The organism is Desulfobacterales bacterium (assembly GCA_030066985.1).
Taxonomy (GTDB): domain Bacteria; phylum Desulfobacterota; class Desulfobacteria; order Desulfobacterales; family JAHEIW01; genus JAHEIW01.
Map to the genome: position 1 here is coordinate 1 of JASJAN010000022.1, position 23,438 is coordinate 23,438.

The 23,438-nt window shown below is 48.1% G+C and carries 24 protein-coding genes and 1 tRNA gene; 13 read left to right on the top strand and 12 right to left on the bottom strand.

The genetic code is table 11. The annotated features are described in order from the left end of the window. Positions 1 to 705, top strand: a 705-nt coding sequence (locus QNJ26_12265; protein ID MDJ0986310.1) for a hypothetical protein, incomplete at its 5' end; no start/stop codon positions are given. Positions 706 to 1,104: 399 nt separating this feature from the next. Here QNJ26_12265 and QNJ26_12270 read toward each other — a convergent pair. Further along, on the bottom strand, positions 1,105 to 2,394 hold the full coding sequence (locus tag QNJ26_12270; GenBank protein ID MDJ0986311.1) for an adenylosuccinate synthase: 1,290 nt from the start codon (positions 2,392 to 2,394) through the stop codon (positions 1,105 to 1,107). Positions 2,395 to 2,560: 166 nt separating this feature from the next. Then, positions 2,561 to 3,019, bottom strand: a complete 459-nt coding sequence (tadA, locus tag QNJ26_12275; protein ID MDJ0986312.1) for a tRNA adenosine(34) deaminase TadA — start codon at positions 3,017 to 3,019, stop codon at positions 2,561 to 2,563. Positions 3,020 to 3,133: 114 nt separating this feature from the next. Here tadA and QNJ26_12280 point away from each other — a divergent pair. The 4 genes from QNJ26_12280 to QNJ26_12295 all read left to right on the top strand — a co-directional run bounded on the left by QNJ26_12280 (position 3,134) and on the right by QNJ26_12295 (position 6,503). Next, positions 3,134 to 3,211 (top strand) — tRNA-Arg (locus QNJ26_12280). Positions 3,212 to 3,466: 255 nt separating this feature from the next. Continuing rightward, positions 3,467 to 4,018: a class I SAM-dependent methyltransferase gene (locus QNJ26_12285; protein ID MDJ0986313.1), complete on the top strand. Its 552-nt coding sequence runs from the start codon at positions 3,467 to 3,469 to the stop codon at positions 4,016 to 4,018. 78 nt (positions 4,019 to 4,096) lie between these two features. Then, entirely contained in the window at positions 4,097 to 5,485 is a 1,389-nt protein-coding gene (locus QNJ26_12290; GenBank protein MDJ0986314.1) for a hypothetical protein, read from the top strand. Positions 5,486 to 5,726: 241 nt separating this feature from the next. Further along, positions 5,727 to 6,503: a methyltransferase domain-containing protein gene (locus tag QNJ26_12295; protein ID MDJ0986315.1), complete on the top strand. Its 777-nt coding sequence runs from the start codon at positions 5,727 to 5,729 to the stop codon at positions 6,501 to 6,503. A gap of 18 nt (positions 6,504 to 6,521) precedes the next feature. Here the strand turns inward: QNJ26_12295 and QNJ26_12300 are convergent, their stop codons facing one another. After that, positions 6,522 to 7,379 carry an alpha/beta hydrolase gene (locus tag QNJ26_12300; protein MDJ0986316.1) on the bottom strand — a complete coding sequence of 286 codons (858 nt, stop codon included), beginning with the start codon at positions 7,377 to 7,379 and terminating at the stop codon, positions 6,522 to 6,524. 248 nt (positions 7,380 to 7,627) lie between these two features. Between QNJ26_12300 and QNJ26_12305 the strand changes: the two genes are divergently transcribed. The 4 genes from QNJ26_12305 to QNJ26_12320 all read left to right on the top strand — a co-directional run bounded on the left by QNJ26_12305 (position 7,628) and on the right by QNJ26_12320 (position 11,451). After that, positions 7,628 to 8,869: a nucleoside transporter C-terminal domain-containing protein gene (locus QNJ26_12305; protein ID MDJ0986317.1), complete on the top strand. Its 1,242-nt coding sequence runs from the start codon at positions 7,628 to 7,630 to the stop codon at positions 8,867 to 8,869. A gap of 116 nt (positions 8,870 to 8,985) precedes the next feature. Further along, positions 8,986 to 9,192, top strand: coding sequence for a hypothetical protein (locus QNJ26_12310; protein MDJ0986318.1), 207 nt, complete (start codon positions 8,986 to 8,988; stop codon positions 9,190 to 9,192). 357 nt (positions 9,193 to 9,549) lie between these two features. Then, a complete protein-coding gene (locus tag QNJ26_12315) occupies positions 9,550 to 10,461 on the top strand; it encodes a DUF3179 domain-containing protein (protein ID MDJ0986319.1) in 912 nt (303 codons plus the stop codon). 213 nt (positions 10,462 to 10,674) lie between these two features. Then, the gene (locus tag QNJ26_12320; GenBank protein MDJ0986320.1) at positions 10,675 to 11,451 is read left to right on the top strand and encodes an enoyl-CoA hydratase; all 777 of its coding nucleotides are present in this window, start codon (positions 10,675 to 10,677) and stop codon (positions 11,449 to 11,451) included. On the opposite strand, the gene QNJ26_12325 is transcribed toward QNJ26_12320, so the two are convergent. Then, complete coding sequence (locus QNJ26_12325; GenBank protein MDJ0986321.1) at positions 11,448 to 12,872, bottom strand: SpoIIE family protein phosphatase; 1,425 nt, start codon at positions 12,870 to 12,872, stop codon at positions 11,448 to 11,450. The genes QNJ26_12320 and QNJ26_12325 overlap by 4 nt on opposite strands. A 620-nt stretch (positions 12,873 to 13,492) precedes the next feature. On the opposite strand from QNJ26_12325, the gene QNJ26_12330 reads away from it, so the two are divergent. Beyond that, positions 13,493 to 13,918, top strand: a complete 426-nt coding sequence (locus QNJ26_12330) for a universal stress protein (protein MDJ0986322.1) — start codon at positions 13,493 to 13,495, stop codon at positions 13,916 to 13,918. On the opposite strand, the gene QNJ26_12335 is transcribed toward QNJ26_12330, so the two are convergent. The 6 genes from QNJ26_12335 to QNJ26_12360 form a co-directional block, all read right to left on the bottom strand. Then, complete coding sequence (locus tag QNJ26_12335; protein MDJ0986323.1) at positions 13,852 to 14,520, bottom strand: hypothetical protein; 669 nt, start codon at positions 14,518 to 14,520, stop codon at positions 13,852 to 13,854. The two genes, QNJ26_12330 and QNJ26_12335, sit on opposite strands and share 67 nt — an antisense overlap. Before the next feature lie 55 nt (positions 14,521 to 14,575). Continuing rightward, positions 14,576 to 15,076: a ferritin family protein gene (locus QNJ26_12340; protein ID MDJ0986324.1), complete on the bottom strand. Its 501-nt coding sequence runs from the start codon at positions 15,074 to 15,076 to the stop codon at positions 14,576 to 14,578. A gap of 83 nt (positions 15,077 to 15,159) precedes the next feature. Beyond that, on the bottom strand, positions 15,160 to 16,143 hold the full coding sequence (locus QNJ26_12345; protein ID MDJ0986325.1) for an alpha/beta fold hydrolase: 984 nt from the start codon (positions 16,141 to 16,143) through the stop codon (positions 15,160 to 15,162). 25 nt (positions 16,144 to 16,168) lie between these two features. Continuing rightward, on the bottom strand, positions 16,169 to 16,411 hold the full coding sequence (locus tag QNJ26_12350; GenBank protein ID MDJ0986326.1) for a hypothetical protein: 243 nt from the start codon (positions 16,409 to 16,411) through the stop codon (positions 16,169 to 16,171). Between the two features lie 25 nt (positions 16,412 to 16,436). Beyond that, on the bottom strand, positions 16,437 to 18,842 hold the full coding sequence (locus tag QNJ26_12355) for a hypothetical protein (protein MDJ0986327.1): 2,406 nt from the start codon (positions 18,840 to 18,842) through the stop codon (positions 16,437 to 16,439). Beyond that, complete coding sequence (locus QNJ26_12360) at positions 18,843 to 19,571, bottom strand: protein-L-isoaspartate(D-aspartate) O-methyltransferase (protein ID MDJ0986328.1); 729 nt, start codon at positions 19,569 to 19,571, stop codon at positions 18,843 to 18,845. Positions 19,572 to 20,025: 454 nt separating this feature from the next. Here QNJ26_12360 and QNJ26_12365 point away from each other — a divergent pair, with 454 nt between their 5' ends. Beyond that, a complete protein-coding gene (locus QNJ26_12365; protein ID MDJ0986329.1) occupies positions 20,026 to 20,484 on the top strand; it encodes a polymer-forming cytoskeletal protein in 459 nt (152 codons plus the stop codon). Between the two features lie 83 nt (positions 20,485 to 20,567). Then, positions 20,568 to 20,957, top strand: coding sequence for a polymer-forming cytoskeletal protein (locus QNJ26_12370; protein ID MDJ0986330.1), 390 nt, complete (start codon positions 20,568 to 20,570; stop codon positions 20,955 to 20,957). 204 nt (positions 20,958 to 21,161) lie between these two features. Here QNJ26_12370 and QNJ26_12375 read toward each other — a convergent pair whose 3' ends face one another. Continuing rightward, positions 21,162 to 21,635 carry a MaoC family dehydratase gene (locus QNJ26_12375; GenBank protein ID MDJ0986331.1) on the bottom strand — a complete coding sequence of 158 codons (474 nt, stop codon included), beginning with the start codon at positions 21,633 to 21,635 and terminating at the stop codon, positions 21,162 to 21,164. Positions 21,636 to 21,833: 198 nt separating this feature from the next. Here QNJ26_12375 and QNJ26_12380 point away from each other — a divergent pair, with 198 nt between their 5' ends. After that, on the top strand, positions 21,834 to 22,745 hold the full coding sequence (locus QNJ26_12380; GenBank protein MDJ0986332.1) for a peptidase MA family metallohydrolase: 912 nt from the start codon (positions 21,834 to 21,836) through the stop codon (positions 22,743 to 22,745). On the opposite strand, the gene amrA is transcribed toward QNJ26_12380, so the two are convergent. Beyond that, positions 22,736 to 23,332: an AmmeMemoRadiSam system protein A gene (amrA, locus tag QNJ26_12385; protein ID MDJ0986333.1), complete on the bottom strand. Its 597-nt coding sequence runs from the start codon at positions 23,330 to 23,332 to the stop codon at positions 22,736 to 22,738. The two genes, QNJ26_12380 and amrA, sit on opposite strands and share 10 nt — an antisense overlap. Positions 23,333 to 23,438: the final 106 nt, after the last annotated feature.

Consider the following 23,438-nt stretch of genomic DNA (forward strand, 5'->3'; position numbering starts at 1 on the left):
CAGCCCGAATTACGCTTTAAATTACAGCAGGGCAATCTTAAACAAATCGTGCAGCGTGTCACCGTCCAGTGCCATCTTAAAGGCCTTAAAAAAAATGAAGTCAAACAATATATCAATCACCGATTGGAAATCGGCGGCGGCAGTCGTTTTGACATTTTTCCTGCAGATACGATTGATAGAATAGCCGTCTATGCCCGCGGTATCCCCAGATTGATTAATGTCTTATGCGACTCAACCTTGGTGTATGGTTTCGCAGATGAGCTTAAAACCATCTCAATTTCCATATTGGACAACGTCTATGAAGAGCTTAAAACGCTTGGCACTTTTACAGGTTATGATGCCAAACCGAGCGCTTCTCCGGTATCGCCTGTTCCTACGGCAGGATCAACTCCTGGACCACCGATCGCCCATGAGTATATGGCCCTGCTGGAAGAAAAGATCGAGCGTCTGGAAGATAAAATAGGTGACTTTAACAAGAGATTGGATTTCTACAGTCAAAAACGAACAGAAAGAGACGATATTGTCGTAGAACTTTTTCAGATGCTCAAGGACAATCTGGATAAACGCTGGCAGTTGATAGACAGCTTTGGTGATTTCAAAAGTACCATCATCAGCACAAAAGCAAAAAAAGATAGCGGAAGAGCAAAATCAAGTTCTGCGGCCAGAATTTCCAGCCTGAGCAGGCATAAACAGAATAAAGGATAGGTTCCATTTTCTTTGATTGGCTGCCTTACACAAACCATAAGGCAATGAACTATAAAAACACGATCATAGTGACAGCCGCGGGTTTGATTAGCATTGTCTTTTTGGTGTTTGGACCGTTCTCCAACCAGGGCACAATGCTTTCATCGACTAATGATACACAGGAGTCCCCAAATAACCGAAATTGGTGGACTGCTGCCCCTATTTCAACGGAAACCCTTCTAGTGTTGCTGGCCGTGGGCATTGCGGGTGCGCTGGGAATCAGCAGGAGAAAGAAAAAAATAAAAAGCGATGGGCAAGACGCTGGATCGGATCGTCCAACTAGTCCCTGATGTGCCGGCACAGACTGTCGCAAGCAACCCGCTTTAAGCGCCCCTGAATCCTTCCCCAAGAGCTTATGCGCTAAATAAAGGGATTTGTGCGCACGATGGTCTGATATCTTTCCGGGCCCACGGATACGATTTGGATGGGGGTTTCCGTCAGCTCTTCAATCCGGTTGAGATAATTTCTGACATTAACGGGCAGCCCGTTTATCTCCTTGATTTCGGATATGTCCTCTTGCCAGCCCGGCAAAGTTTCGTACACCGGTTTACATTCGGCCAGAATCTTGAGGCTGGCCGGAAAATCTTTGAGTATTTCATTCTGATATTCATAGCCGGTACATATTTTCAATTTATCCAGCCCGCCGAGGACATCCAGTTTGGTTACCGTTAGGCCGGTGAGGCCATTCAGACGCACCGAGTTTCTGAGGATGACAGTGTCAAGCCATCCACACCGGCGTCGTCGACCGGTCGTTGCGCCAAATTCCGCACCGATTTCCTGAATCCGATCACCGACGTCGTCGAATAACTCAGCTGGAAAAGGTCCTTTGCCGACTCGGGTTGTATAGGCTTTGACAATACCGATGACATCGGTAATCGCCCGCGGGCCAATACCGGCTCCGCAGCAGGCATTGCCGGCCAGCGTGTTGGAAGAGGTGACAAAAGGATAGGTGCCGTGATCGATATCCAGGTGAGTGCCCTGGGCCCCCTCAAAAAGGACTTGCTGTCCACTTTTGACAGCTGTATCGATGACGATTGAAATGTTGGTGACATAGGGGGCTAATTTTTGTGAATAGGATGCGTATTCATCGATAATCTGGGCCTCGTCCAGTGGATCGGCAGATAGATAGCGTTTCAAATAAAAATTTTTCTCATCAAGGATGGTTTTGACTTTGTCGGTAAACTCATCTGTGTCCAGTAAATCAACAAAGCGGATACCCCTGCGTGTGGATTTATCTTCATAAGCTGGCCCGATGCCGCGGCCAGTTGTGCCGATTTTTTTATCGCCTTTAAATTTTTCGCGGGCATGGTCGACCGCTTTGTGATAGGGCATAATCAGATGAGCTCTTTCGCTGATTTTTAATCGCTCTGGGCCAACATCAACATTGCGGCTTTCTAGATGATCCAGTTCTTCAATCAGCACTGATGGATCCACCACAACACCATTGCCGATCACACAGACCTTTTGCTGCAGGATGCCGGATGGCACCAGATGCGTGATCAGTTGCTCATCACCAACGACCATGGTGTGTCCCGCATTGTTGCCGCCCTGAAATCGAACAACAACATCAGCATATTCGGCCAAAAGATCAACTATTTTTCCTTTGCCTTCATCCCCCCATTGGGTTCCGACGATCACAACATTAGCCACAAGTTTCTCCTTTGAAAGCTTTAAATATTTCCACTTTTGTCCAGTCTCTGAGTCTTGCTTGACCCATAACAAAATTGAATATTGTTGAACCATCCATGCCAGATTAATATCATCGAAAAGCGCAATGTTTAGCTTTTTTACGCTGTGTAAGAATTGTGAACAAGCATTATTTACGCTTTGCTCGAAAAAAGTCATGCATCAATTGTGTGCATTCATCTTCGTAGATGCCGCTGATAACGGCCAGTTGGTGATTAAAGCGCTGGTCAGCACCGAAGTGATACAATGATCCAGCCGCTCCCCATTTCGGATCACGGGTACCGAATACAACCTGGGAAACTCTGGCATGGATAGCGGCACCCATGCACATCGGACAGGGCTCGACCGTAACATAAAGTGTTGTATTTAACAATCTGTAATTGCCGACCTTAGCTGCCGCTTGACGCAGAGCCAGTATTTCAGCGTGGGCGGTTGGATCTTGGCGCGTAATGGTTTGGTTGTGCGCCGCTGAGAGGAGTTCACTATTTTCAGATACCAGCACTGCACCAATTGGAACCTCCTGCTTTTGGCGGGCCTTATGCGCCTCGCCAAGCGCCATTTTCATCCAGGCAAGATGTTTATTGTCCATCTATCATACATCCTGTAGCGAATGCCGAGTGCGTTCAGTCCCCAGACACATTAATGGATTGACAATCGGCAGTGTATGGCCTATTAACAAGCTCACATTTATTCAACTAAAAATGCGCCCGTAGCTCAGTCCGGATAGAGCGCCGGACTACGAATCCGTAGGTCGCAGGTTCGAATCCTGCCGGGCGCACCACCCCCAAAGCCTTCAGGAAGGTTTCCTGGAGGCTTTTTGTCATGTGAGTCTATTTTCGCAAAAAGCGATTCGTTGGATGTGAATAACATTCAGCCACATCAGGGTCAAGAATGGAAAACACATCGGCGCTGTGCACTTGGCTTTCTGATAAGAGAATCTTTTCTTGACGAAAACCAACATTTCAATTTATGAATCACGGCATTCGACGATCAAGGCTGACAGCTTTTTAAATACCATACCCATAATGGCAGACCCATGCTTAAGGACCGCTTAAAATGGAATGCGCGTTATCAAATTGAACAATACCCCCAGGTGCCATCAGCGATCGTTAAAAAATATGCAATACTGGCCCGCGGCAAAAAAGCCTTGGATATTGCTGCCGGCAATGGCCGCAACGCCATTTTTCTTGCCGATCTAGGATTCATGGTCGATGCGATTGACATCGCAGATGCGGGGCTGTCTTTGTTTTCCGGTCAGCACCGACGCATCAACAGCATTTGTGCTGATCTTGACACATATGACATTCGCTCCAATCACTACGATCTAATCGTCAATATTAAATTCCTCAACCGACGATTATTTCCATATATCAAAGCGGGGCTTGCCCCAGGAGGGGTTCTTATTTTTGAAACCTTTCTGGAAAAAAACATTACAAACCCAAAAGATCATGCGGATTATTATTTACGTCCAAATGAATTGTTGCATGCATTTCTATCACTGAATATCTTACTGTATCGTGAAGCTGATAAACAAACTGATGATGGCGCCACTTGTCTGGCTTCCCTGGTCGCCATTAAATCTTGTTAAGCGACTCAATCGTTTTTGGCCCGGATCTTTCCCAGGGTGCAGGGGCACATCATTACATTAAACAAAAAGGAATCTGGTTTGGACCTATTTCAAGGATATCACTCGGAATGGAATCTCGGGAGCCCCGGCGGCTGGGATTATCAGAAAACCACCCAAATTATCGGCAAAGCCGTCTGGCAGAAGCTTACCCGAATTTTAAAATTTGAAGTTGAACTGGATTTTGACCATCCACTTTTTTGCCCGGTAGACGGTTTTGCCAAAATGTTGATAGCTGCGCACACTGCCCGTGCCGGACAAAATCCGGGTTTGATCGCCGTGGTTGCAGAAGCGGAGACACTTGAAGATGTCACCGAAAATCGTAACCTGGCCGATGGCCTCAGTGCCGTCGATGGCATCACTGCTGCGTTGATGGCACCTGAAGAGCTTGAAATCAAAAAAGGCGCTGTTTGCTGGCAGGGACAGCCGGTATCCATTATATTTATGGATTTTAATACCGATGTTTTGCTGGCCTTACACCGCCAACACGATTTAACCCCGGTGTTGCAGGCGGTCAAAGAGCATCGTGTGATCAACCCGCGTGGTACTGAACCCTTTAACGTCAAAAGTATGTTTGAACTCGTCACCGGCCGGCATGCGCAAGATTTCCACCAAGAAATCGTGGCGCGCACGCCATGGACCCGTCAGTTTTACCCCCGCAGCACCGATGGGCCTGATGGCAGCGCCATCGACGATCTGATTTCCTGGACCCGTCATAATTGGGACCAGCTGGTGCTCAAACCCGAGAGGGGCTATTCCGGACACGGCGTCCGGGTGGGTGCAGTGAATACCGATGTCGAAGCGGCCATCGATCTGGCGCTAAGTGAGGGCAACTATATCGTCCAGCATAAAATTCCGCTGAACCTTTGGGCAGAGGATATCCCCTATCTGGATAACGATGCCGTCTCTCTGGAACGGGTTCAAACCGACTTTCGCTGTCTGGTGGGACCTCAGGGAATGTTCGGATTTGTGGGTCGCTTTGGAGGGGTGCCCACCAATGTGGGCAGTGGCGGCGGATTTCAACCCTTGGCACTACTTCGTTCGCAAACCAGCGTGCAGGATGCAGTTGCCCACATCAATGAAGCCATTTTGCAAATGGATCCGGCTGAACTGCTGTCCATTATCGAAGACCGGAATCAAATGGCAACCGACATGGCGTTTACTTATCTGCTGGGCCCCATACGGGTGGCACTCAGGCCGCGCCTGATCACTGAGGCGCAACTACAGGCCCTGCAGGCATACGGTAAAAAATTGTGGGCCGATTGCCTGTTGCTGGAAAAGATGTGGTTGGCTGGGCAGTTGGACGATCTGGTCAAAATTGAAAGAGAGGAACTCGATATTGCAAGTTTACAGCCATGGAAAGGCTCGGCGGCCATCATTGCCTCTGATGGCTTGTTTAATTTTGGGTCCGCACCGGATGCTCGTAAATAATCTTCATAAGTCGTGTCAAATTTGTGGTTCCAAGGTTTAAAGTTCATAGCTGTCAAGCCTCTGGCCTCTCGCTGCTGGCTACTGGCCTCGACTCGGCTGAGCTCGTCGCAGGCTGGCAGCCGATTCCCAGTTTCTCGCGAGACGCTAGAAGCAAGAAGCCAGAGGCCATAACACTGAAACCTATGACAAGCCATAGTTTGCAACCACATTATGATCGCAATAACCGTCTGAAAAGGAACACATGAGCATAACGGTTGATCCAGGATGGTGGAAGACCCTCTTCGACGAGGTTTATCTGTTAACAGATGCGCGCTCAGTGTGTGACCGTAAGGTGACTCAGCGGGAAGTGGATCTTATTTGCCAGTTGTTACCCATTCAAGACGGCCATAAATTATTGGATTTGTGTGGGGGTCACGGACGTCACAGCTTGGAGCTCAGCCGCCGGGGAAATACGGCTTGTACGCTTCTGGACTATTCTGAAAAATTGATCCATATCGCCCAAGACAATGCTAGTCAAAATAATCTGGAGATGGAGTTTATCTGCGGTGATGCGCGTCAGATGGATATCGCATCGGAACAGTATAACCATGTCATCATCATGGGCAACTCATTGGGATACATTCAGGAAGAAGGGGCAGATGCCAAAATCATCTCCGAAGCCTATCGGGTGCTTCGAAGGGGTGGCTGGATTCTAGTAGATGTGGCCAATGGCGATGCGGTGCAATCCTCTTTCACGCCTAATGCCTGGCATGAAATCGATGACAATGTCGTGGTCTGTCGCCAGCGGGAAATACAAGCACCCTTCATTTGTGCCCGTGAAATTGTTCTGAGTAAGACAGAAGGGCTTATTCGCGATCAAAATTATGCCATTCGAATGTATGATGCCACCGCTTTATCCGATTTGTTGTCAGGAAGCGGGTTTGGCCACATTCGCATTCATACCGATTTTTCACCCTATGAAGCCGATGGTGATTACGGATTTATGAACAATCGCATGATTGCCATCGGTCAGAAATAATCGTTTGACGCCGACACCTTAACGGACGCTTTTCCAAATGCCAACTGTATTCTTGAGCAGGTTGTTTTCCACCAGAAATACAGTGACATCCTTCCAGAATTGATGCCAATCCGGCGGGCAATCATTATGCCCGGCGTCATAGGGTATCAGGATACTGTTGGTAGCGGCTTTGTGTAAACGTGCGCTATGGTCAAAGGGGATAATACTGTCATGACGACCGTGGATCAACATCACCGGCCCTTGGTATTGTTGAATAACGGTAAGATTATCAAACGGATCCCGTACCAGAAAAGGTGGCACTAAAAATTTTGACGCCATGGATTGAACGCTCGTAAAGGTCGACATCAATATAAGCGCCGCAGCAGGCCTTTTGAGAGCCAAAGCGCAAATCGCACCGCAGCCGACAGACCGGCCCAATAATAAAATGCGCTTGGGGTCCACCCCTTTTTGGGTGATCAACATGTCATAAGCCGCTACAAAAGTTTCAGTGATGCTTTTTTGCGTTGGCACACCACTGGAGCGCCCGTATCCCGGATATTCCACCAAAAACAGACCAACGCCCATCCGACTGAATTCTTGCAGCATCTGCGGCCAGTAATCAATCAGCTCACCATTGCCATGGGCAAAGATGACAGCCGGAGCCGGCGATGACTCTGGATTAGCACGGGGCGGTAAAAACCATGCTTCCGCACGGGCCCTGTCGGTATGCAACCATAATTTTTTTGTACCCGGCAAAACGCGCTCTATATCGGTATGGGGGGGCGTCGGTATCTGGTTGCGTGGGAATAGTATCGACCGCTGCAGCAGGAAAAGCAAAACACAATACACCCCGTAACAGGCAATGATTCCGGCGACTGTTTTGACAAAAATGGACATAAGGCTCTTATGGGTGAAGTGCTGGCGGTTGTCAAGGCCTAAAGGCCTGCAAGCGTATAAGCGACTGTCATCACAGTGTCTTTCGGTATGGACAACCCCTGACCGTTTTGTTATGTTGCCAACCGAAGATCATCGACAACACTCATCCGGTGCCCTCACTTAGATTCTCAACATAATACGCAACCCAGCAAGTTTCGCAATTATAGGTTTTTTTCTGTGATATCTTATCGAAAGGATTAACTGAACCTATGGTCATCCAGAGTATCGCAGGATTATTGGTTTTTGCCGGCATTGCCTGGTGTTTGAGTGAAAACCGTAAGCAGGTGAGCATCAAGATTCCAATCGTTGGCATCATCATACAATTGGCTGTTGGGATTATTCTACTGAAGTTGCCGATCTTCAGGGAATTTTTTCTAGTGTTGAATCGGTTGGTGTTGTCCTTGCAAGCCGCCACAACAGAAGGAACATCTTTTGTTTTCGGCTACCTGGGAGGCGCCGATTTACCCTTTGCTGAAAAGTTTCCAGGTGCGAGCTTTATTTTAGCATTTCGAGCCCTACCGCTCATTCTGTTGATGAGTGCGTTATCGGCTTTGTTGTTTTATTGGAAAGTCTTGCCGGTCGTCGTTAAAGCATTCTCCTGGGCGTTACAAAAAACAATGCGGGTAGGGGGGGCCGAAGGGGTGGGGGTTTCGGCCAACATCTTTGTCGGGATGATCGAATCGCCACTTTTTATTCGGCCGTATTTAAAAGAGATGACCCGCAGCGAAATCTTCACTTTGATGACCTGCGGCATGGCCACCATTGCCGGAACCGTCATGGTATTATACGCCAGTATTTTAAGCGACAAAATCCCGGATGTGATGGGGCATATTCTGACAGCCTCCATTATCAGTGTGCCGGCTGCGGTGACGATCTCTAAAATCATGGTACCGGAAACCAAAACGCCTACCGCTGGCCAATTAAGCGCTCCGGAACCGGCATCCAGCCCAATGGATGCCGTCACCCAAGGAACATTGCAGGGAATCGACTTGCTGCTGAATATCATTGCCATGCTCGTGGTATTGGTGGCGCTGGTCTATCTGGTCAATTTGATTTTAGGGCTTTTGCCCGATATGGGCGGCGCACCGGTTACCCTACAACGCATAATGGGTATCATCATGGCACCGATGGTCTGGTTGATGGGGATTCCCTGGAGTGAAGCCACTACAGCCGGGGCGTTAATGGGAACCAAAACAATCTTAAACGAATTGTTGGCCTATATCGATCTGAGTCGTCTTTCGCCAGAGGCATTAAGCCCCAAAAGCCTGTTAATTATGACTTACGCCATGTGCGGATTTGCCAATCCGGGCAGCCTAGGGATTATGATCGGTGGTCTGGGGACCATGGCCCCTGATCGACGTTCTGAAATCGTTGCGTTAGGCCTGCGATCTATCATTGCCGGTACCTTGGCAACGTCTATGACCGGAGCGGTTGTCGGCATTATCGGTTGACACCCAAAGATTCACTTCCAATAATGCCCGGGTTGACACTAACGGTTATATCCATTATTTTACGGGTGACATTATAAAAAAACCGATGACCTTATCTGAAATACATGGAGGATTCTATGGCAGACATGCAAGTTTATGAATGTGAAAATTGTGGAAATACGATGGAAGTCAAAGCAGAGGCGTCCGAAACACCTGAATGCTGTGGCAGTGCCATGAAAACTGCCGAAGAATTGAAAGCCTGTGGATTGAGCTCTACCGCAGAGCATTCCCGCTTTGATGATTTTGATGAACCCTGCGATGACGGTCGTTCCGGCAAGATTTAAGTCGATCGACTTCAGATGCCGTCTGGCGCAATGCGTATCTGACAGCCCATCAGCCTTGAAACGTTTTACTGATTAATGCATTAAACGTCACCTCAAGTTGGCGCAAAGGCTTGAGGTGATTTTTTTGCATCCATCCAGCATTCGCCGTTTTCGCACCGCGTTCTGATATCATGTGCTGAGCTGCCAACCATCCGGTTTCGCAATTCCCGATACGGCCTCAACGCATCACGTGTAAGGAGTCAGACATCTCACCGACTGATTACCTGAATCTTGCATAAAAATTAATCAGAAGTCGCTATTATCTTACCCATTCTGCACGAACACGCTGTTGGCGATTAAGCGAGAGGAGCTGCTGTTATGAAAACAACATGGGTAGGCATCGGTTTGGTGTTCGCATTCGTTGCTCTGACGGGATTTAAGCTGGATAATGCAATTGTGCCGCAAGAAGAGATATTAGCCGGTGGTCCACCCAAAGATGGCATCCCGGCTATTTTGAAGCCGCATTTTATCCCGCCGGATAAAGCCACCTATCTTCAGCATACGGATCAGGTCATCGGTGTCAGGATTGATGGTCAAGCGCGGGCTTATCCCATCAACATCCTCAATTGGCATGAAGTCGTCAATGACACCATTAATGGCAAGCCCATTGCAGTGACCTTCTGACCGCTCACCCAAACGGGAGTCGTGTACTCCCGCACAGTTCAAGACCGGGAATATACCTTTGGCGTATCCGGCCGATTGTACAAAAGCAACGTCCTGCTTTACGATCATCAGACCGAAAGTCTCTGGTCTCAGCTGATGCAAAAAGCCGTCTCCGGTACGCTGGCCGGCCAAAAACTGGAAAAGATACCGTCCACCCGGGTCAGCTGGCAAACCTGGCGCAAGCGAAATACAGATACGCTTGTGCTTTCAGACGATACGGGCTACGATCGCAATTATACCATTGATCCGTATAAAGGCTACTACCGCGTCGCCGGCGTGATGTTTCCGGTGGGAAATGTGCGCAAGGATTTGCCAGCTAAGGAACTCGTTCTCGGCATCCAAATCAATCAAGTGGCCAAGGCCTATCTCCTAAAGTGGTTGCGCAACAACCCTGGAACGTATAAAGATCAACTGGCTGGTGAAACCATTGAAATCCACGTCCATTCGACTGGTGAAGTGGTGTCCGTTCTCAACCAACGCGGTGATCCGATTGTGGCAACCTATGCCTATTGGTTTGCCTGGCAGGCGTTTCATCCCCAAACCCAGGTATTTAAGGCACAACCTTAGACAGTTGTTTGTGTAGAGTGCTAAGTTGTCATTCATGCATTTCAAAAGCCTCCCAAATAATTAATCTATTAGTTTAATAAATTTTACTATTTTATTAATATTTATATGAAAATCGATATTTTTTATTGCGAATAATATTGACCTTAACGCCAGCAGTACGCTTGAATATGAACTAGAGCATACCAACATATCTAAAAGTAAAGGAGCAAAGGCATGACACAACCACAGGTGTTGACCGCAACCAAAGGACCGCTGGGCATCTTGACATTAAACAATCCAAAAAAGATTAATGCGTTATCACGCCAGATGATTGGCGAAATTATGGCGGTGCTGCAGGCTTTTTCCGAGGATGAGTCCATTAAAGTGATCATCATTCGTGCAGCCGGTAAAAATTTCTGTGCCGGTCATTACCTTGAAGAAATGGTCGGTAAGGGAATCAAAGAGTATAAATCTATTTTTGACGAATGCAGCCGAATGATGCAAATGATTCATGAAGTACCCCAGCCGGTGATTGCCCAAGTCCATGGCATTGCCACTGCAGCCGGATGTCAGCTGGTAGCCTGGTGTGACCTGGCAGTTGTCTCTGAAGATGCGCAGTTTGCCACTCCAGGTGTTAAAATCGGGCTGTTTTGCACCACTCCGATGGTGGCCATTACCCGGGCAATTGGACGCAAGGCCGCAATGGAAATGCTGCTGACCGGACGTTTTTTTTCAGCCACTGAGGCCAAAGACCTGGGGTTGGTGAATCATGTGGTCACAAAAGAGAATTTAACGGCCGAAACAGAAGAACTGGCCAATCAAATCGCAGAAGCCAGTCGCTTTGTGCTGTCGATAGGCAAACAGGGATTTTATGCGCAGGTCGACCAGGCTGACAACAATGCCCTGCATTATGCCAAACACACCATCACCATGAATTTAGAGGCGGTTGATGCCCAAAACGGAATCAATGCCTTTTTGAACAAAGAAAAACCAACTTGGCAAAACTGTTAAATGGGCTGACGATGGACAGCGATCATGGTGATGTCATCAAATTGAGGTGCATTATCGATGTGATCGAATAAATCGCTTTTGATTCGATCAATCAGTTCACTGGCTGATGGGGGGCAGGGTTCCAGAAGCGCCAGAAATCTTTCTTTGGAAAACATGGTCTTGCGGGGCGAGAGTGCCTCGGTCACGCCATCGGTATAACCGATCAGAATATCGCCGGGCTCAATTTTGGAATGCCGGATCTTATATTGTATTCCTGGCATAATACCGATAGCGGGACCTGCCGGGCTCAAGGTTTCTTTGATACCAGACGGTCCAATAATGTATAGCGGCTCGTGACCGCCATTGATATATAACAGCTCCCCGGATGTTGGATTCAGTACGCCGAAGAACAGGGTGGCAAACATGTTCTCATGTCCATGCTCTGATGAGATGTAGTCATTGGTTAGGGATACGGCTTGCAGCATCTGATTGAGATCAGCCTGACTGCCGTTAAGATCGGTTTTAATGCTTTGAGCTGAAGACCAGCCGCTCAGACGGATTTGCCCCGAAAATACCCGCATCAAACTTCGAAAAAGTGCCATGTACAGCGCCGACCCCACGCCTTTGTCACACACATCAGCAATTACCAATCCAAGAAAGTTTCCGGGAAGTAAAAAAGCATCGTAGAAATCACCCGAGACCTGCCTGGCCGGGTTAAAACAGGTGCCGATTTCCCAGCCCGGCACCTGCGGAATTTGATTTGGCAGAAAATCACGCTGAATTTTTTTGCCTTTTTCAAGCTCGGCATCCAATGCATCTGAATAACTTTCGATAGCCGCCTTAGCCCGTTCGAGGGAATGATAGGATTTTTCCAATTTGGCGTATAGCCTGGCATTTTCAAGAGCGATGGCAATTTGCCCGGCCGTCATTTCCATCAACTCTGCGGTTTCCTGGTTGAAATGACCTTTTTGGGCATGCAGCAAGGTCAACAATCCCAGCAGTTTTTCGTCTCTGAGGATAGGGACTGCCAACGCAGATCGAACCGAATAAGGCTGATCGGGCAGATCCAGCCAGCGATCATCTGCTTGGGTATCCTCGATCAACCCCAACTGGCGATGCCGACGAACCCAACCGGCAAGACCTTTATCCAGTACGCGGCCGATGAGTTGAGAACGCTGTTCCGGTGTTGCATCCGCACGGGTTAGAATGCTTTCGATGACCATGCCATTGCGATTGAGCAAGAAAAGGCTCCCTTTTTCAGCGCCCGTCAAACCAACGAAGACTTCCAGTGTTTGCTGCAATATCGATATAAGTTTTTCTTCTTTACCGGAAGAGCGTGCCAAAGAGACAAAATTTTCCAAAAGCCGGCTTTGCGCTTGAAAGGCTGCTTTTTCACTTCTCAATTGAGACAGCTTTTTCTGGAGCGTTTTGAGTTCCTGCAATGTGATCGATCCCCCCTTTGAGGTGATATGATGCCTGGGAAGCGGTAATTGTCATACGGGCCTGAGAAAAGCCGCAGCAGCGTTTGTTAAACGAATGCGAACGCTAAATCCAAAACGATGGCATAAAGCATACCTCAGTTGCGCCGGCAATACACTCCGTCTGCGATATATGCCTTTTGCCAAATTCTGCTAAGGCATCAGAATTTATATTTATATCGCTTATTTGATTTATTCAACCCTATTTTTTGACCAGCAATATTGGACTTGCAAAAAATGATGAAAAAAGTTACAAGTTGGGCTAAATGCCAGATAGAAAAATTCTGATCCCATCGCTGCCTGACCATCGAATGCGTGGACGTCTCGCAACGCCAGATTGAGCTTACTGACATTTTCATTCTAAGCCTCACCCCACGACGGATCGCAGATTTCAATCAGCCCCGAGCGTCATTTTTTCATTACATTATCCTATCGACAGTACTTTTTCACCTTTTTTGTTCCCAGACGGTTTCTGGCAATTATAGATCACCATGTTCAACTCAACGGCAATAGATGTGGGCGTAAACCTGCCGGTTTCGTTAGATTGAGTTCGGCTGAATGGACCATTCATAAAGGAGGCTGCCATGTTTAACCAAATCCTGATGGCATTAAAATTCGGGCCGGCGTCTGAATTTGCGCTGTTAAAAGGCGTCGAACTTGCCCAGGCACACGGCGCTGAGCTGCTCATTTTCCATGCCCTAGATTTTACTTTGGGTGAGCTGCCTGAAGATAACCCCAGGCGGCTTGACTCCATTGCCGACGCCAAAGAGCAATACACAGCTAAGGTCATGCCGCTGCTGGGCGATTATGACAATGTCACTTTCAGGTGTTTACCGGCGGATCCGGCCCTGATGACGTGCAAAATGGCGCGCGACATGGCAGTGGATTTGATTATTTTAGGCTGCCACCAGCTGCCGGAAAAAATGTGCCTCGGACGTGTCGACTATATTGGAATGACGATTCTTGAAAAGGCACCATGCCCCGTTTTGCTGGTTCCTCTGTGTGAATGAGTCTGACGCAGTTGGATTTTTAAATTTTTAAGTGAATGCAACGTCGTGGCGCGGGTTCCGGAACCGGAGATGATATCACCCCAGGGGCCTGCTGCGTGGGTGCGATTGATAAACGTGATTCGAGTTTGTCTGGGGGTGAGTCGCTCCAGAATCCATTGAAGATCGGAATCGGTAATACGAACATAGGCTTTTCTCTCTGCCATCAGATGCGTTTTTATGGCCTTGATACGCACGACGATTTTCCCTGCTGTACAATCGATGGATGTAACCGCTCTGTAGACAGCATCCCGGTCACTAAACGGCCATGGTGTGTCAATGACGACATACAGCAAAAAATTATAGTCAGATGCATCTTTTGTTGGAATTTTTTGGGCCTGAAGGCATCTGAAAAACCACTTGGGATAAGCGGCTATGTCGGATAAAACAGATCCCACTGCTTCAATGGGGTGATCGACGACAGATACACCCTTGAATTCTCGCTGGGCATTGTCGGTGTGCAAACGGGAATACAAGCGCAACCCGTCATCATCCGCCACTAACGTCCAATTACCGCCACCGATTACCGTCAGCGGAAAGATCAACCCCCAAATAAGGACAACCAACCCATTAACCGTGGGTCGGTTAATATATCGCCCGATATCCCTATGAGGCCGGAATTTAGAAAGGCCAAAATTGTTGATCATACCAAATGTCTTCGGTCAGGTCGCGGTCGATGTCGGCCAGAAAGCTCAGATGCTGGGTTTCCCAATTTGCCAGCCAATCATAGAGCGCTTTTTCATTGGGGTCTGTTGCCGCCGCAGCCCGTTCTGAATACAATTTGATGGCATTTTCTTCCATGGACATCGCGGCCGCAATGGCGGCGGCTTCATAATCAGCCGCAGAAATTTCAGATTTGATATGCTTTGACAGTATTTGGCTGGAGATATCCGATTCGCACTGATCTGCCATATCACTGATATTAAACGCTTGCTTGTCTTGATAGGCTTTATATTGCTCAGATAAAATCTTGATGTGATTCTTTTCTTCTTCAGCCATCATTTCAAAGAATCGTTTGACGACCTCGCCGGATGCTTGTTGGGCCACCTTGGTGTAAAATGCCTGCCCGCGCTTTTCCATCAAAAGGGCGCATTTTAAAATTTCAGTTGTCTTGTCATCCATAATTGTCCCCCGAATTGTTTTAAACTTATGCCAAATAACTTAGGTCGCACAGTGGCGAAAAGCAAGTCACAATTTTACGCTTTTTATGAATGCTTGATGATATGGTCAAATAACAATACAAGTTGTGCTTCATACCAGCTTCCCAGGTGAAATCCAATAATAAAACCGTTATGACCCCCGTGGGGAAGAATTACCAACTGAACCGTTTCATTGACGGCCAGGTCATAAAAATCGCTTGCCGGGATAATCGGATCATCGGCTGCCGTGATAATGGTGGCGGGTATGTTGACTTCTGCAATGGCCGATCCCATAACGGCATAGGCATCGAAATAATCTTGGGCAGATTCAAAATCGCTGTATTTATCCAACAGAAAATCGGTCACCGCCTGGATCGTCTTTAAACCCATCACCTCACTAAAATCATACAGATCCGGAAAAAGGGTCTGTTTTTTCATTAACGAGCGTCGCCATTTGACCAAAAAATATTTACGGATATACGCAATGCGATCAATCGTCTGCGTAGATTTTTGTGGATTCAGTACCGGACTGATACTGACCGCATGGCGTAGATTGTTGATAGGGACAGAAACACATTTTTTGAGGAGACGTAAAACGAAATTGCCGCCCAAAGAAAATCCAATTAAAAACATGGGTTGATTTCCGGCAGTATCGGCAATCTGTAATATGGCCTGGTGCACCTCATCTAAAAGAACCGCATAAAAGATACCGGGATTCAGATGGTGACTGGGGCCATGATCACGATAGTTCAGCCTGAAAATGTCATAGCCATTTTGATAGAGAATCTTGGCGCACCGCAAGATGTAGGTCGAATCGGCACTGCCTTCCCATCCAGACAACAAGACAACCAGTCCCTTGGATGCATCCCTGTTTTGTTTGGAATAATAGCCCAGTAATTTTGTGCCGACATCGGTTTGAATGATTTTTTCGCAGGCCACATCTCGCATGTGATTGGCACCGATCATACGGATTTTGCTGCTGGCAAGAATTGTCTGCAGATGGGGGTTTTTTAACCACAGCGGTGCGCGATAGGGTTTAATTGTCGACATTGACCATTTCTGTTTTGGCATCTTGTTAAAGAGAGCTTGTTGATGTGCTGTAATAGGTCAGCTCCCAATTTCCGCTACGGGGGTCATGACGAACGATATACACACCGTCATCTTCTCCGAGCACTTTAAAGTAGCGGTGATCGGGATCTAGCCAGCGATCAATCAATCGTTTAACACGGATTTTGCGAGTTTTAAACGCGATGCTGCGCGGGGTCTCTTCGGCTCGATAGCCGGCGTAGCATTCCACATGGATGGGTATCTTGTTCACTGGTCAGGGTTAGCTCCTTTCCCGTTCAGGTTTTGCTCAGGTGCTGCCAACTTAATAGGACGATCCCATAGGCAACAATAGCACTGCCCAGGATGAAGGCAATCCCGAACATCAAAGCGATCTGGGCGGCAACAATTGATGCCAGAACCGACGCACAACCGTTGACCGACCAGGCATAGGCGCGCTGGGCCGCAGAAGACAGCATATCGCGCATGCCGATCGTAAACGGCAGGCCCATTAGAAAACCGATCGGGCCTAAAAGCAGCAAGGCGCCCAGATATTGCCATATAGCGGGGCGCGCCATCAGAAAATGCACGAGCGGATTCAGCAACATAAAGGCGATGATGAGCAAACCGACTAACCCCCAAAGCGCCGGTTTTAACACAGTTTTTGTCTGGCTCTGGGACCAAGCGCCGCCTAAACTTGAAAAGATAAGCACACCGGCGACCACAACGCTAAAGCTGATGATCGGATCGCCAAAAAGAAGAATATATTTTTTGATAAAAAAGAGTTCAACCAACATAAAACCGGTTCCCACACCGAAAAAATAGAGCACCTGTGTCCAGGATGGCCTCGGGATATCCCGACGAATAAATACCAGTGGCAAAAATAGCAGCAAAGCGCTGACCAGCAGGGCCTCACCAAAAACCACCATCACCACAATCTCACCGGATAACAACAATGCATATAAACGGCTGCCCAAGGTCTGGTAAAGGGTTTTGACTTTTCGCCATTTCAGGTAGCGTCCCGGAAAGGGCCGATTGTCCGATTGGGGTTGCACATCCAAAAGATAGGAACGGAAATAGTTGTTTTCTTTTCCATGGTGGTAGGCATCAGCCAGTCGTTTGATTTCACTAAAGTGGTACGGTGCTTTGAATTGGTTGAACCGATTGGCCTGTGCTGCTGTCATACCCGGGAAAAAGACCATGTCAAAATTGCGTTCTGTGGCAAATGTCTGCAGATGGCCTAAATTGTGCAGCGGCGCTCGCGATATGAGCAGGGTGAAGGTATCCCAATTGCGTATCAGGGCCAGATGCTGTGCCGGGTTTTTGACATCCATTTTTTTCAATCCTTCATAGGCGGTTGCCCATAACCGCAAACTGTCAGCCGGCGGCAGCAGCAATCGTCGGGAGACGATGATCAGGCCCTCTGGCGTCAGATGCTGCAGGTATTGCGCAAAGGCATCGCTGGTAAACAGGTGATCCTGATTCAGAGCCGCGGACCCCGGAATAGATGTGCCCCAGTTTTCGATTTGAATCACATCAAAAAGCTCGTCGGTTACCGACAAATAAACGCGGGCCGGCTGTGCCACAACTTGTCGTCGATAGTGGGTGCCGATGATATCAGCAAAAGCCGGATGATCTGATATGAGCGTCACATCTGCGATGCCGGCAGCCAAAACCGATGCCACCGCCGCTCCGCCGTTTTGCAAGATGACCAAAGCATTTTGTGCCTTGGGATGTAGCGCATAACCGCCGTAGCTCAGCGTATAGGGCGCAAATTGAATGCTGTGGCGCACCGGTGGCGAATATAAAACCAGCTGATGATCGCCATCTCTAAAAGCCGCTGTCTGGGATGCCAGACTGTCCATGTACTTAAGACTCAGGCCAGGCGCAAAACGGATGTGAGGGCTGCTGACACGGTCGGTGCGACCCCTGATGTTGTTACGGGTTTGTTCGATACGCGTTTGAGGATATTGCAATACCTGGGATAAGTTTTTGTACGCTGATGGTTTAACGCTTATCAGCCAATGGCCATATGGAGACCACAAAAAAAAGCCACCGCAGATGATCAAGGCCACAAAAACAAAAACGCCCATTTGATGGGCTACCCGTCGTTTTTTAGCGACTGTGTTGCGTGACCTGCTAAAAAGACTGGTCGTAACACCCATCAATGGCAGAAGGGCAAAAAAAACAACCAGCTGCCCCTCGCTGAAAACTGGCAGCAGCAGCGCTGGGGCAACAGCGCCGCAGGCGGATCCAGCCATTGTCGCAAAATATATCAGACCCGTATGTTGCGGCCTGCGCACATAGGCAAACACCACCATGCCGCCTGAAAAAAAGAACGGTAGCGCCAGCAATATAAATGCCGCCAATACGTAAATGCTCTGAACCGGCTCCACAGGCAGGCGAAAATAGTCGAGCGGCAGTTGGTTGACCGCCGCAAAAGCCAGCAGGGTGGCGGCAGAATAGAGGACAAGCCAGGCAGTGGTAGCGAATTCAACTGTCATTGATCGCTGCTGACGGTTATTGCGGCGGGAATTGAGGATACTCACAAAGGTTCCGCTGGCCGCAAAGCCGAAAAGGGCGATGCTGATCACCATAAATGACAGGTGATTCCACTGGGTGATCGAAAAAATCCGCGCCAGCAGAACCTCAAAGGCCAGAGTTGAAAAACCGATCAGGAAAACGGCACACAATATCATGGGCATTCAGGGTGCGGGTTCTTTTAAGGCATGTCCGGTCATGGGCACAAATAAAACACCGGTAATTTGCTGGACCATCAGATCGTCGCCTTTTTTGGTGACCAGAACCAGATTTTGATAGCTAAACGGATTGCCCAAAGGCAATGTCAGCCGGCCACCGTCTTTGAGTTGCTTGAGCAACGGCGGCGGAATATGATCGATGGCTGCGGTGATCATGATGGCATCAAAGGGGGCCGCTTCCGGCCAGCCAAAATACCCATCACTATGTCGGGTTTTTATTTTTTTATATCCAAGTGATTTCAGCGTATTACTTGCTTGTTTATAAAGTTTTTGCTTAATTTCTATGGTGTGAACAAAATCGCTTATTTCACCCAGGACGGCTGCTTGATAACCGGAACCGGTACCGATTTCAAGCACGCGCTGATCTCGGTCTAGCGCTAAAATTTCTGTCATCAGCGCTACCACATAAGGCTGGGAGATCGTCTGTCCCTCACCTATGGGCAACGGCCGATCATCATAGGCCACAGATTGGAGTTTTTCCGGCACAAAACGATGACGCGGGACAGTTTGTATGGCTGCCAGGACCTGGTTATCGGAAATGCCTCGGTCTTGGATGGTCTTTTTGACCATCTGCAGTCTGGCTTGTTTAATTTCGTGAGTCTCAGAAATCCGATCGGCATATCCGCCAGCAGCGATGAGGGTAAATCCCGTTAGGCATATGATGAATTTTTTCATACTGCGCTCCACAACCAAAATGTGTTTGGGAAAACCGAGTTGTTAATAACCAGTCTTGCAACACATTCGATGCAAGTTGTTTCAAACCAGACGCTTGCAACCAGCAAACAGAGACAATTGTCATATAGCGCAACTCTTGAACTGGGATCACGACCAATTAGGATATAGCATAAAACGATACCAATGTCAGGAAACAACATCACTTCTTTGGTCTCAAGAAAATATTGGCGCTGAGCGATTAAAAAGAAATTGTTTTTGAAACCATTATCGATATGCGCAAAAAGAACACCTTGCAGTTGATTGTTGTCGAATAAACCCATATGCCGTATGAGGTGTAAACGAAAAAATAATAATTTTAAAGACTAGCTGTAGATTTTTTGTAATTTGATATATAATAAACAGGTACCCTTAAGTTGGGCATTCAAACAAACCAATGGCAAAAAGGAGCACATCGATGCCTTTCTTTGGAAAGAAGAAAAAGGAAATCAAACCCGAAAGCGTCCAAAAGGTTTTAACGCAGAACGAAACCTCTTATTTTGGCAAAAATTTGAAGATTAAAGGCCGTGTCAGCGGTAATGGCAACATCATTATTATGGGCGGTTTCGACGGGGAATTCGATCTGCGCGGTCGCGTTAAAATTGCGCAGCCAGCTAAGATCAAAGGCGAAATCAAAGCAGATGTCATATCTGTCAACGGGCATGTGCAGGGGAAGTTGGCTGCTAGGCAGCGCCTGCATCTGGACCAAACTGCTCGTATTGAGGGGCAGTTGACCGCGCCCAAATTATCGATTGCTGAAGGTGCTTCATTTGACGGTGAAGTTACCATGAGCGGTCGTGTTCACAAGCCATCCAAACCACAAACGGTGAATACAGCAAAAGCATCCCAAAAGCAGAAAGTAACCGAAACCAGTTAACGCGTATGCTGGCAGCGTTGGGTTGATTGCATCCCACTCGAGCTTACTGCCGGTATTGATCAACTGTATAAGGAGTAATTTCAATGCAAAAAGAAAAGACTGCGGACTCCACCTCTCTGGTCAGCAAAGATGTACGAATTGAAGGAGAGATTGAAGGACCTGAAAACTTGCATGTGGAAGGTTATATTAAAGGCGCAATTGCGCTCTCAGGTGACATATTTGTCGGCAATACGGGCATCGTTGAGGCCGATGTGGAGGCCAAAAACATCGTTATCCAGGGTAAGGTCAACGGCAACATCACAGCGCTCAAGCAATTGGAAATTCATCCTTCCGGCAGACTCATCGGTGATTGTATGGCAACCTCGATTGACATCAAAGAAGGCGCGGTGTTTGAAGGACGTTCAAGCATGATGAAAAAAAAGGCGGCTTCTGTGCCACCACAAACCAAAACCAGCGGCAGTCCCGGCAAATAGCATCAATCACAACAACGACCACTGCAAACGGCATCGGCGCACCATTCCGTTTATTTCAACTCGATACTCCCGCCACCAGTCCTAAATTGTCGGCCAACGCGCTGGCATTAAAAGCGATGAATGATTTAAGAATCGTTGATCATTGATATACGGTAAAATCCCACAACTCTCTTTTTCCTTGCAGACAGTCAACCGTAACCGTTATTATCGCAGTTTATTGGTGGGATCACCTGCGGCGACCATGTCAGCCAGTATCTGGCGCTCGGTTTTATCCGGCAAAATACCCTCTAATTCAGCTTCCAGAACCAGATTATCATCCGGATTATAAAAAAGCGCCTTTGCTTTGGCGCGGCGGCGGGCGTCAATCTGGGTGATGGTCAGTTTGCAGGTAATGGTGTCCTCAAAATATACCGGTTGCCTGAATTTAAAGTTCATCAGCGAAGCCAGCCAGCCGATTTGTCCGCCGATTTCAGTTAACAGACTGCCCACCAGCAATCCATGGCAGATGCGACCGCAAAATTTTTTGGCTTTTGCAAACCGCGAATCAAAATGAACGGCATTATAGTCGCGTGTAATGTCAGCAAATGCTTTCATATCTGCTTTGGTAAATTGACGGGAAACGGTAAATGTGTCTCCCACCTGCAGGCCCTGAATCGTTTTTTGTCGGATTTCTGACATGGCAGCTCCTGGGTCGCATTAGGTGAAATGACGATTTAGTTTTCTACCCGGTTGAATACCTGTGCTATGGACAGCCAAAGGTTGGCTGTGGATTGCATGCGTTTGATATTGCGTTTGGCTTTTACCACATTTTGGGCTAATGTCCAAGAATGCAAAAGGCATCATAACCAGGAATTGAATATCCCCGTTGAAAAACCCATGACCGGTCGATTCATCTTATCCATTCTAATATTGGTATTGAGTGCAGCTGAGCTGCGAGCCGTCGAGCCATCTGTTGTCGAATCTCCGGAGCTGATAATTTATTATGACGCAGGTCTTGAACCTTCGGCGCAGCAAGTTGTGGGGCTGTATACCGATGCCAAAAAGGAGCTGCAGAGCCTTTTGCAATGGCCGCTGGAATTTCGGCCAACCCTTGTGCTGATCAATGACCGGCAAAAGTTTCAGCAAATGGCCGGTCATGCGCTCGTTGTTGCCTATGCGCTGCCAGCTGAAAATGTGATGGTGGTCGATTACACCCGCATGGCGACTGCCCCCTTTAACCTGCGGGCAACCATCCAGCACGAGCTATGCCATTTGATGCTTCACCATGCCATCAGCGCTGAGCGACTTCCCCGCTGGTTGGACGAGGGTGTTTGCCAGTGGGCCAGCGACGGTCTGGCCGATATCATCATGGACCCGCAAAGGGCGCTGTTACCGGCTGCCATCCTGTCAGGTCGATATTTTAAATTTGCCAGCTTAGATCAACGTTTCCCGCCAGATAATAATTCACTGATCTTGGCCTATGAACAAAGCAAAAGTATGGTGGAATATATCAGTCGCACCTATGGCCCAGAAGGTGTGCTGGATCTTTTGGCACTGCTGCGTCAGGGCGCAACCCTTGGTTCTGCAGTTGAGGCGCGCTTCGGGATGTCATTTGACGAGCTCGAAACTCAGTGGCGGGATCAGCAGAAAAAAAATACCAACTGGTTTACCTATCTTTCCATTCACCTGTATGAGATCTTGTTTGTTTCAGCCGCCCTGCTGACAATCCTGGCATACGTTCGACGGGCGCTGCGCAGAAAGACCTATGACGATGAGGAAAATAAATCAGATCATCAGCCTTATTCATGAAAATATTGCACCTGATAGACAGAGATGTCGAGACGAGTGGTTTTCCAGGCATCTGACGCCAGGCCGGCTTTGGTGCACAGGTGGCAGAGAAAATCAGCTGCTTGCGGAAGTTGTTGCCAGACCTGTGGCAAGAAGGTGGCACTGGCATGGTCTTTACTAAGGATAACCCCATCCACATTAGGACGCAGCTTATTTAGCAGGTCAGTGCTATCACTGTAATGAAGGGGCTGGGGTTCGGAAAGAATACTGACTTCAATTTCAACCTTTTCAAAATCAACAGCGCTTAGAGGTGCAAAACGGGGGTCATGAAAAGCCGCATTAATCGCATTGCGGCGCACGCCGGCATTTATGGGTTCGTTGGAAGTGAGGCTGCCGATGCATCCGCGAAGTTGTTGGTTGAGAGTTAGGGTGACAAAGGTCCCGCTTTTCGTCTGAAAGCAAGAATCCTTCAGGGCGCTTTCGAGGGCATCGATATCCTGTTGCGATGCCTTTTTGGCAAAATGCTCGGATAGGGTCTGACGGGCCAGTTTAACCAGCAATTGCCCTTGTTGGGGGCTTAAATTATGGCTGTCTGAATGGCTTTTCATTTGGGGTTAGCACAAATATAAGTTTGCTAAACGATGACAGGCATTGTCAGACGGAGTGCCGGTCTGACCGCCTAAGACTACACCGGGTGCAAGTTCCCTGTCAAAT

Excerpts from the sequence above, each read along its gene's own strand:
- QNJ26_12305 (MDJ0986317.1), top strand. The coding sequence starts at position 7,628 with ATGGTCATCCAGAGTATCGCAGGATTATTGGTTTTTGCCGGCATTGCC.
- QNJ26_12330 (MDJ0986322.1), top strand. The coding sequence starts at position 13,493 with ATGTTTAACCAAATCCTGATGGCATTAAAATTCGGGCCGGCGTCTGAA.
- tadA (MDJ0986312.1), bottom strand. The coding sequence starts at position 3,019 with ATGGACAATAAACATCTTGCCTGGATGAAAATGGCGCTTGGCGAGGCG.
- QNJ26_12310 (MDJ0986318.1), top strand. The coding sequence starts at position 8,986 with ATGGCAGACATGCAAGTTTATGAATGTGAAAATTGTGGAAATACGATG.
- QNJ26_12345 (MDJ0986325.1), bottom strand. The coding sequence starts at position 16,143 with ATGTCGACAATTAAACCCTATCGCGCACCGCTGTGGTTAAAAAACCCC.
- QNJ26_12320 (MDJ0986320.1), top strand. The coding sequence starts at position 10,675 with ATGACACAACCACAGGTGTTGACCGCAACCAAAGGACCGCTGGGCATC.
- QNJ26_12365 (MDJ0986329.1), top strand. The coding sequence starts at position 20,026 with ATGCCTTTCTTTGGAAAGAAGAAAAAGGAAATCAAACCCGAAAGCGTC.
- QNJ26_12375 (MDJ0986331.1), bottom strand. The coding sequence starts at position 21,635 with ATGTCAGAAATCCGACAAAAAACGATTCAGGGCCTGCAGGTGGGAGAC.
- QNJ26_12285 (MDJ0986313.1), top strand. The coding sequence starts at position 3,467 with ATGCTTAAGGACCGCTTAAAATGGAATGCGCGTTATCAAATTGAACAA.
- QNJ26_12370 (MDJ0986330.1), top strand. The coding sequence starts at position 20,568 with ATGCAAAAAGAAAAGACTGCGGACTCCACCTCTCTGGTCAGCAAAGAT.
- QNJ26_12360 (MDJ0986328.1), bottom strand. The coding sequence starts at position 19,571 with ATGAAAAAATTCATCATATGCCTAACGGGATTTACCCTCATCGCTGCT.
- QNJ26_12355 (MDJ0986327.1), bottom strand. The coding sequence starts at position 18,842 with ATGCCCATGATATTGTGTGCCGTTTTCCTGATCGGTTTTTCAACTCTG.
- amrA (MDJ0986333.1), bottom strand. The coding sequence starts at position 23,332 with ATGAAAAGCCATTCAGACAGCCATAATTTAAGCCCCCAACAAGGGCAA.
- QNJ26_12295 (MDJ0986315.1), top strand. The coding sequence starts at position 5,727 with ATGAGCATAACGGTTGATCCAGGATGGTGGAAGACCCTCTTCGACGAG.
- QNJ26_12340 (MDJ0986324.1), bottom strand. The coding sequence starts at position 15,076 with ATGGATGACAAGACAACTGAAATTTTAAAATGCGCCCTTTTGATGGAA.
- QNJ26_12380 (MDJ0986332.1), top strand. The coding sequence starts at position 21,834 with ATGACCGGTCGATTCATCTTATCCATTCTAATATTGGTATTGAGTGCA.
- QNJ26_12300 (MDJ0986316.1), bottom strand. The coding sequence starts at position 7,379 with ATGTCCATTTTTGTCAAAACAGTCGCCGGAATCATTGCCTGTTACGGG.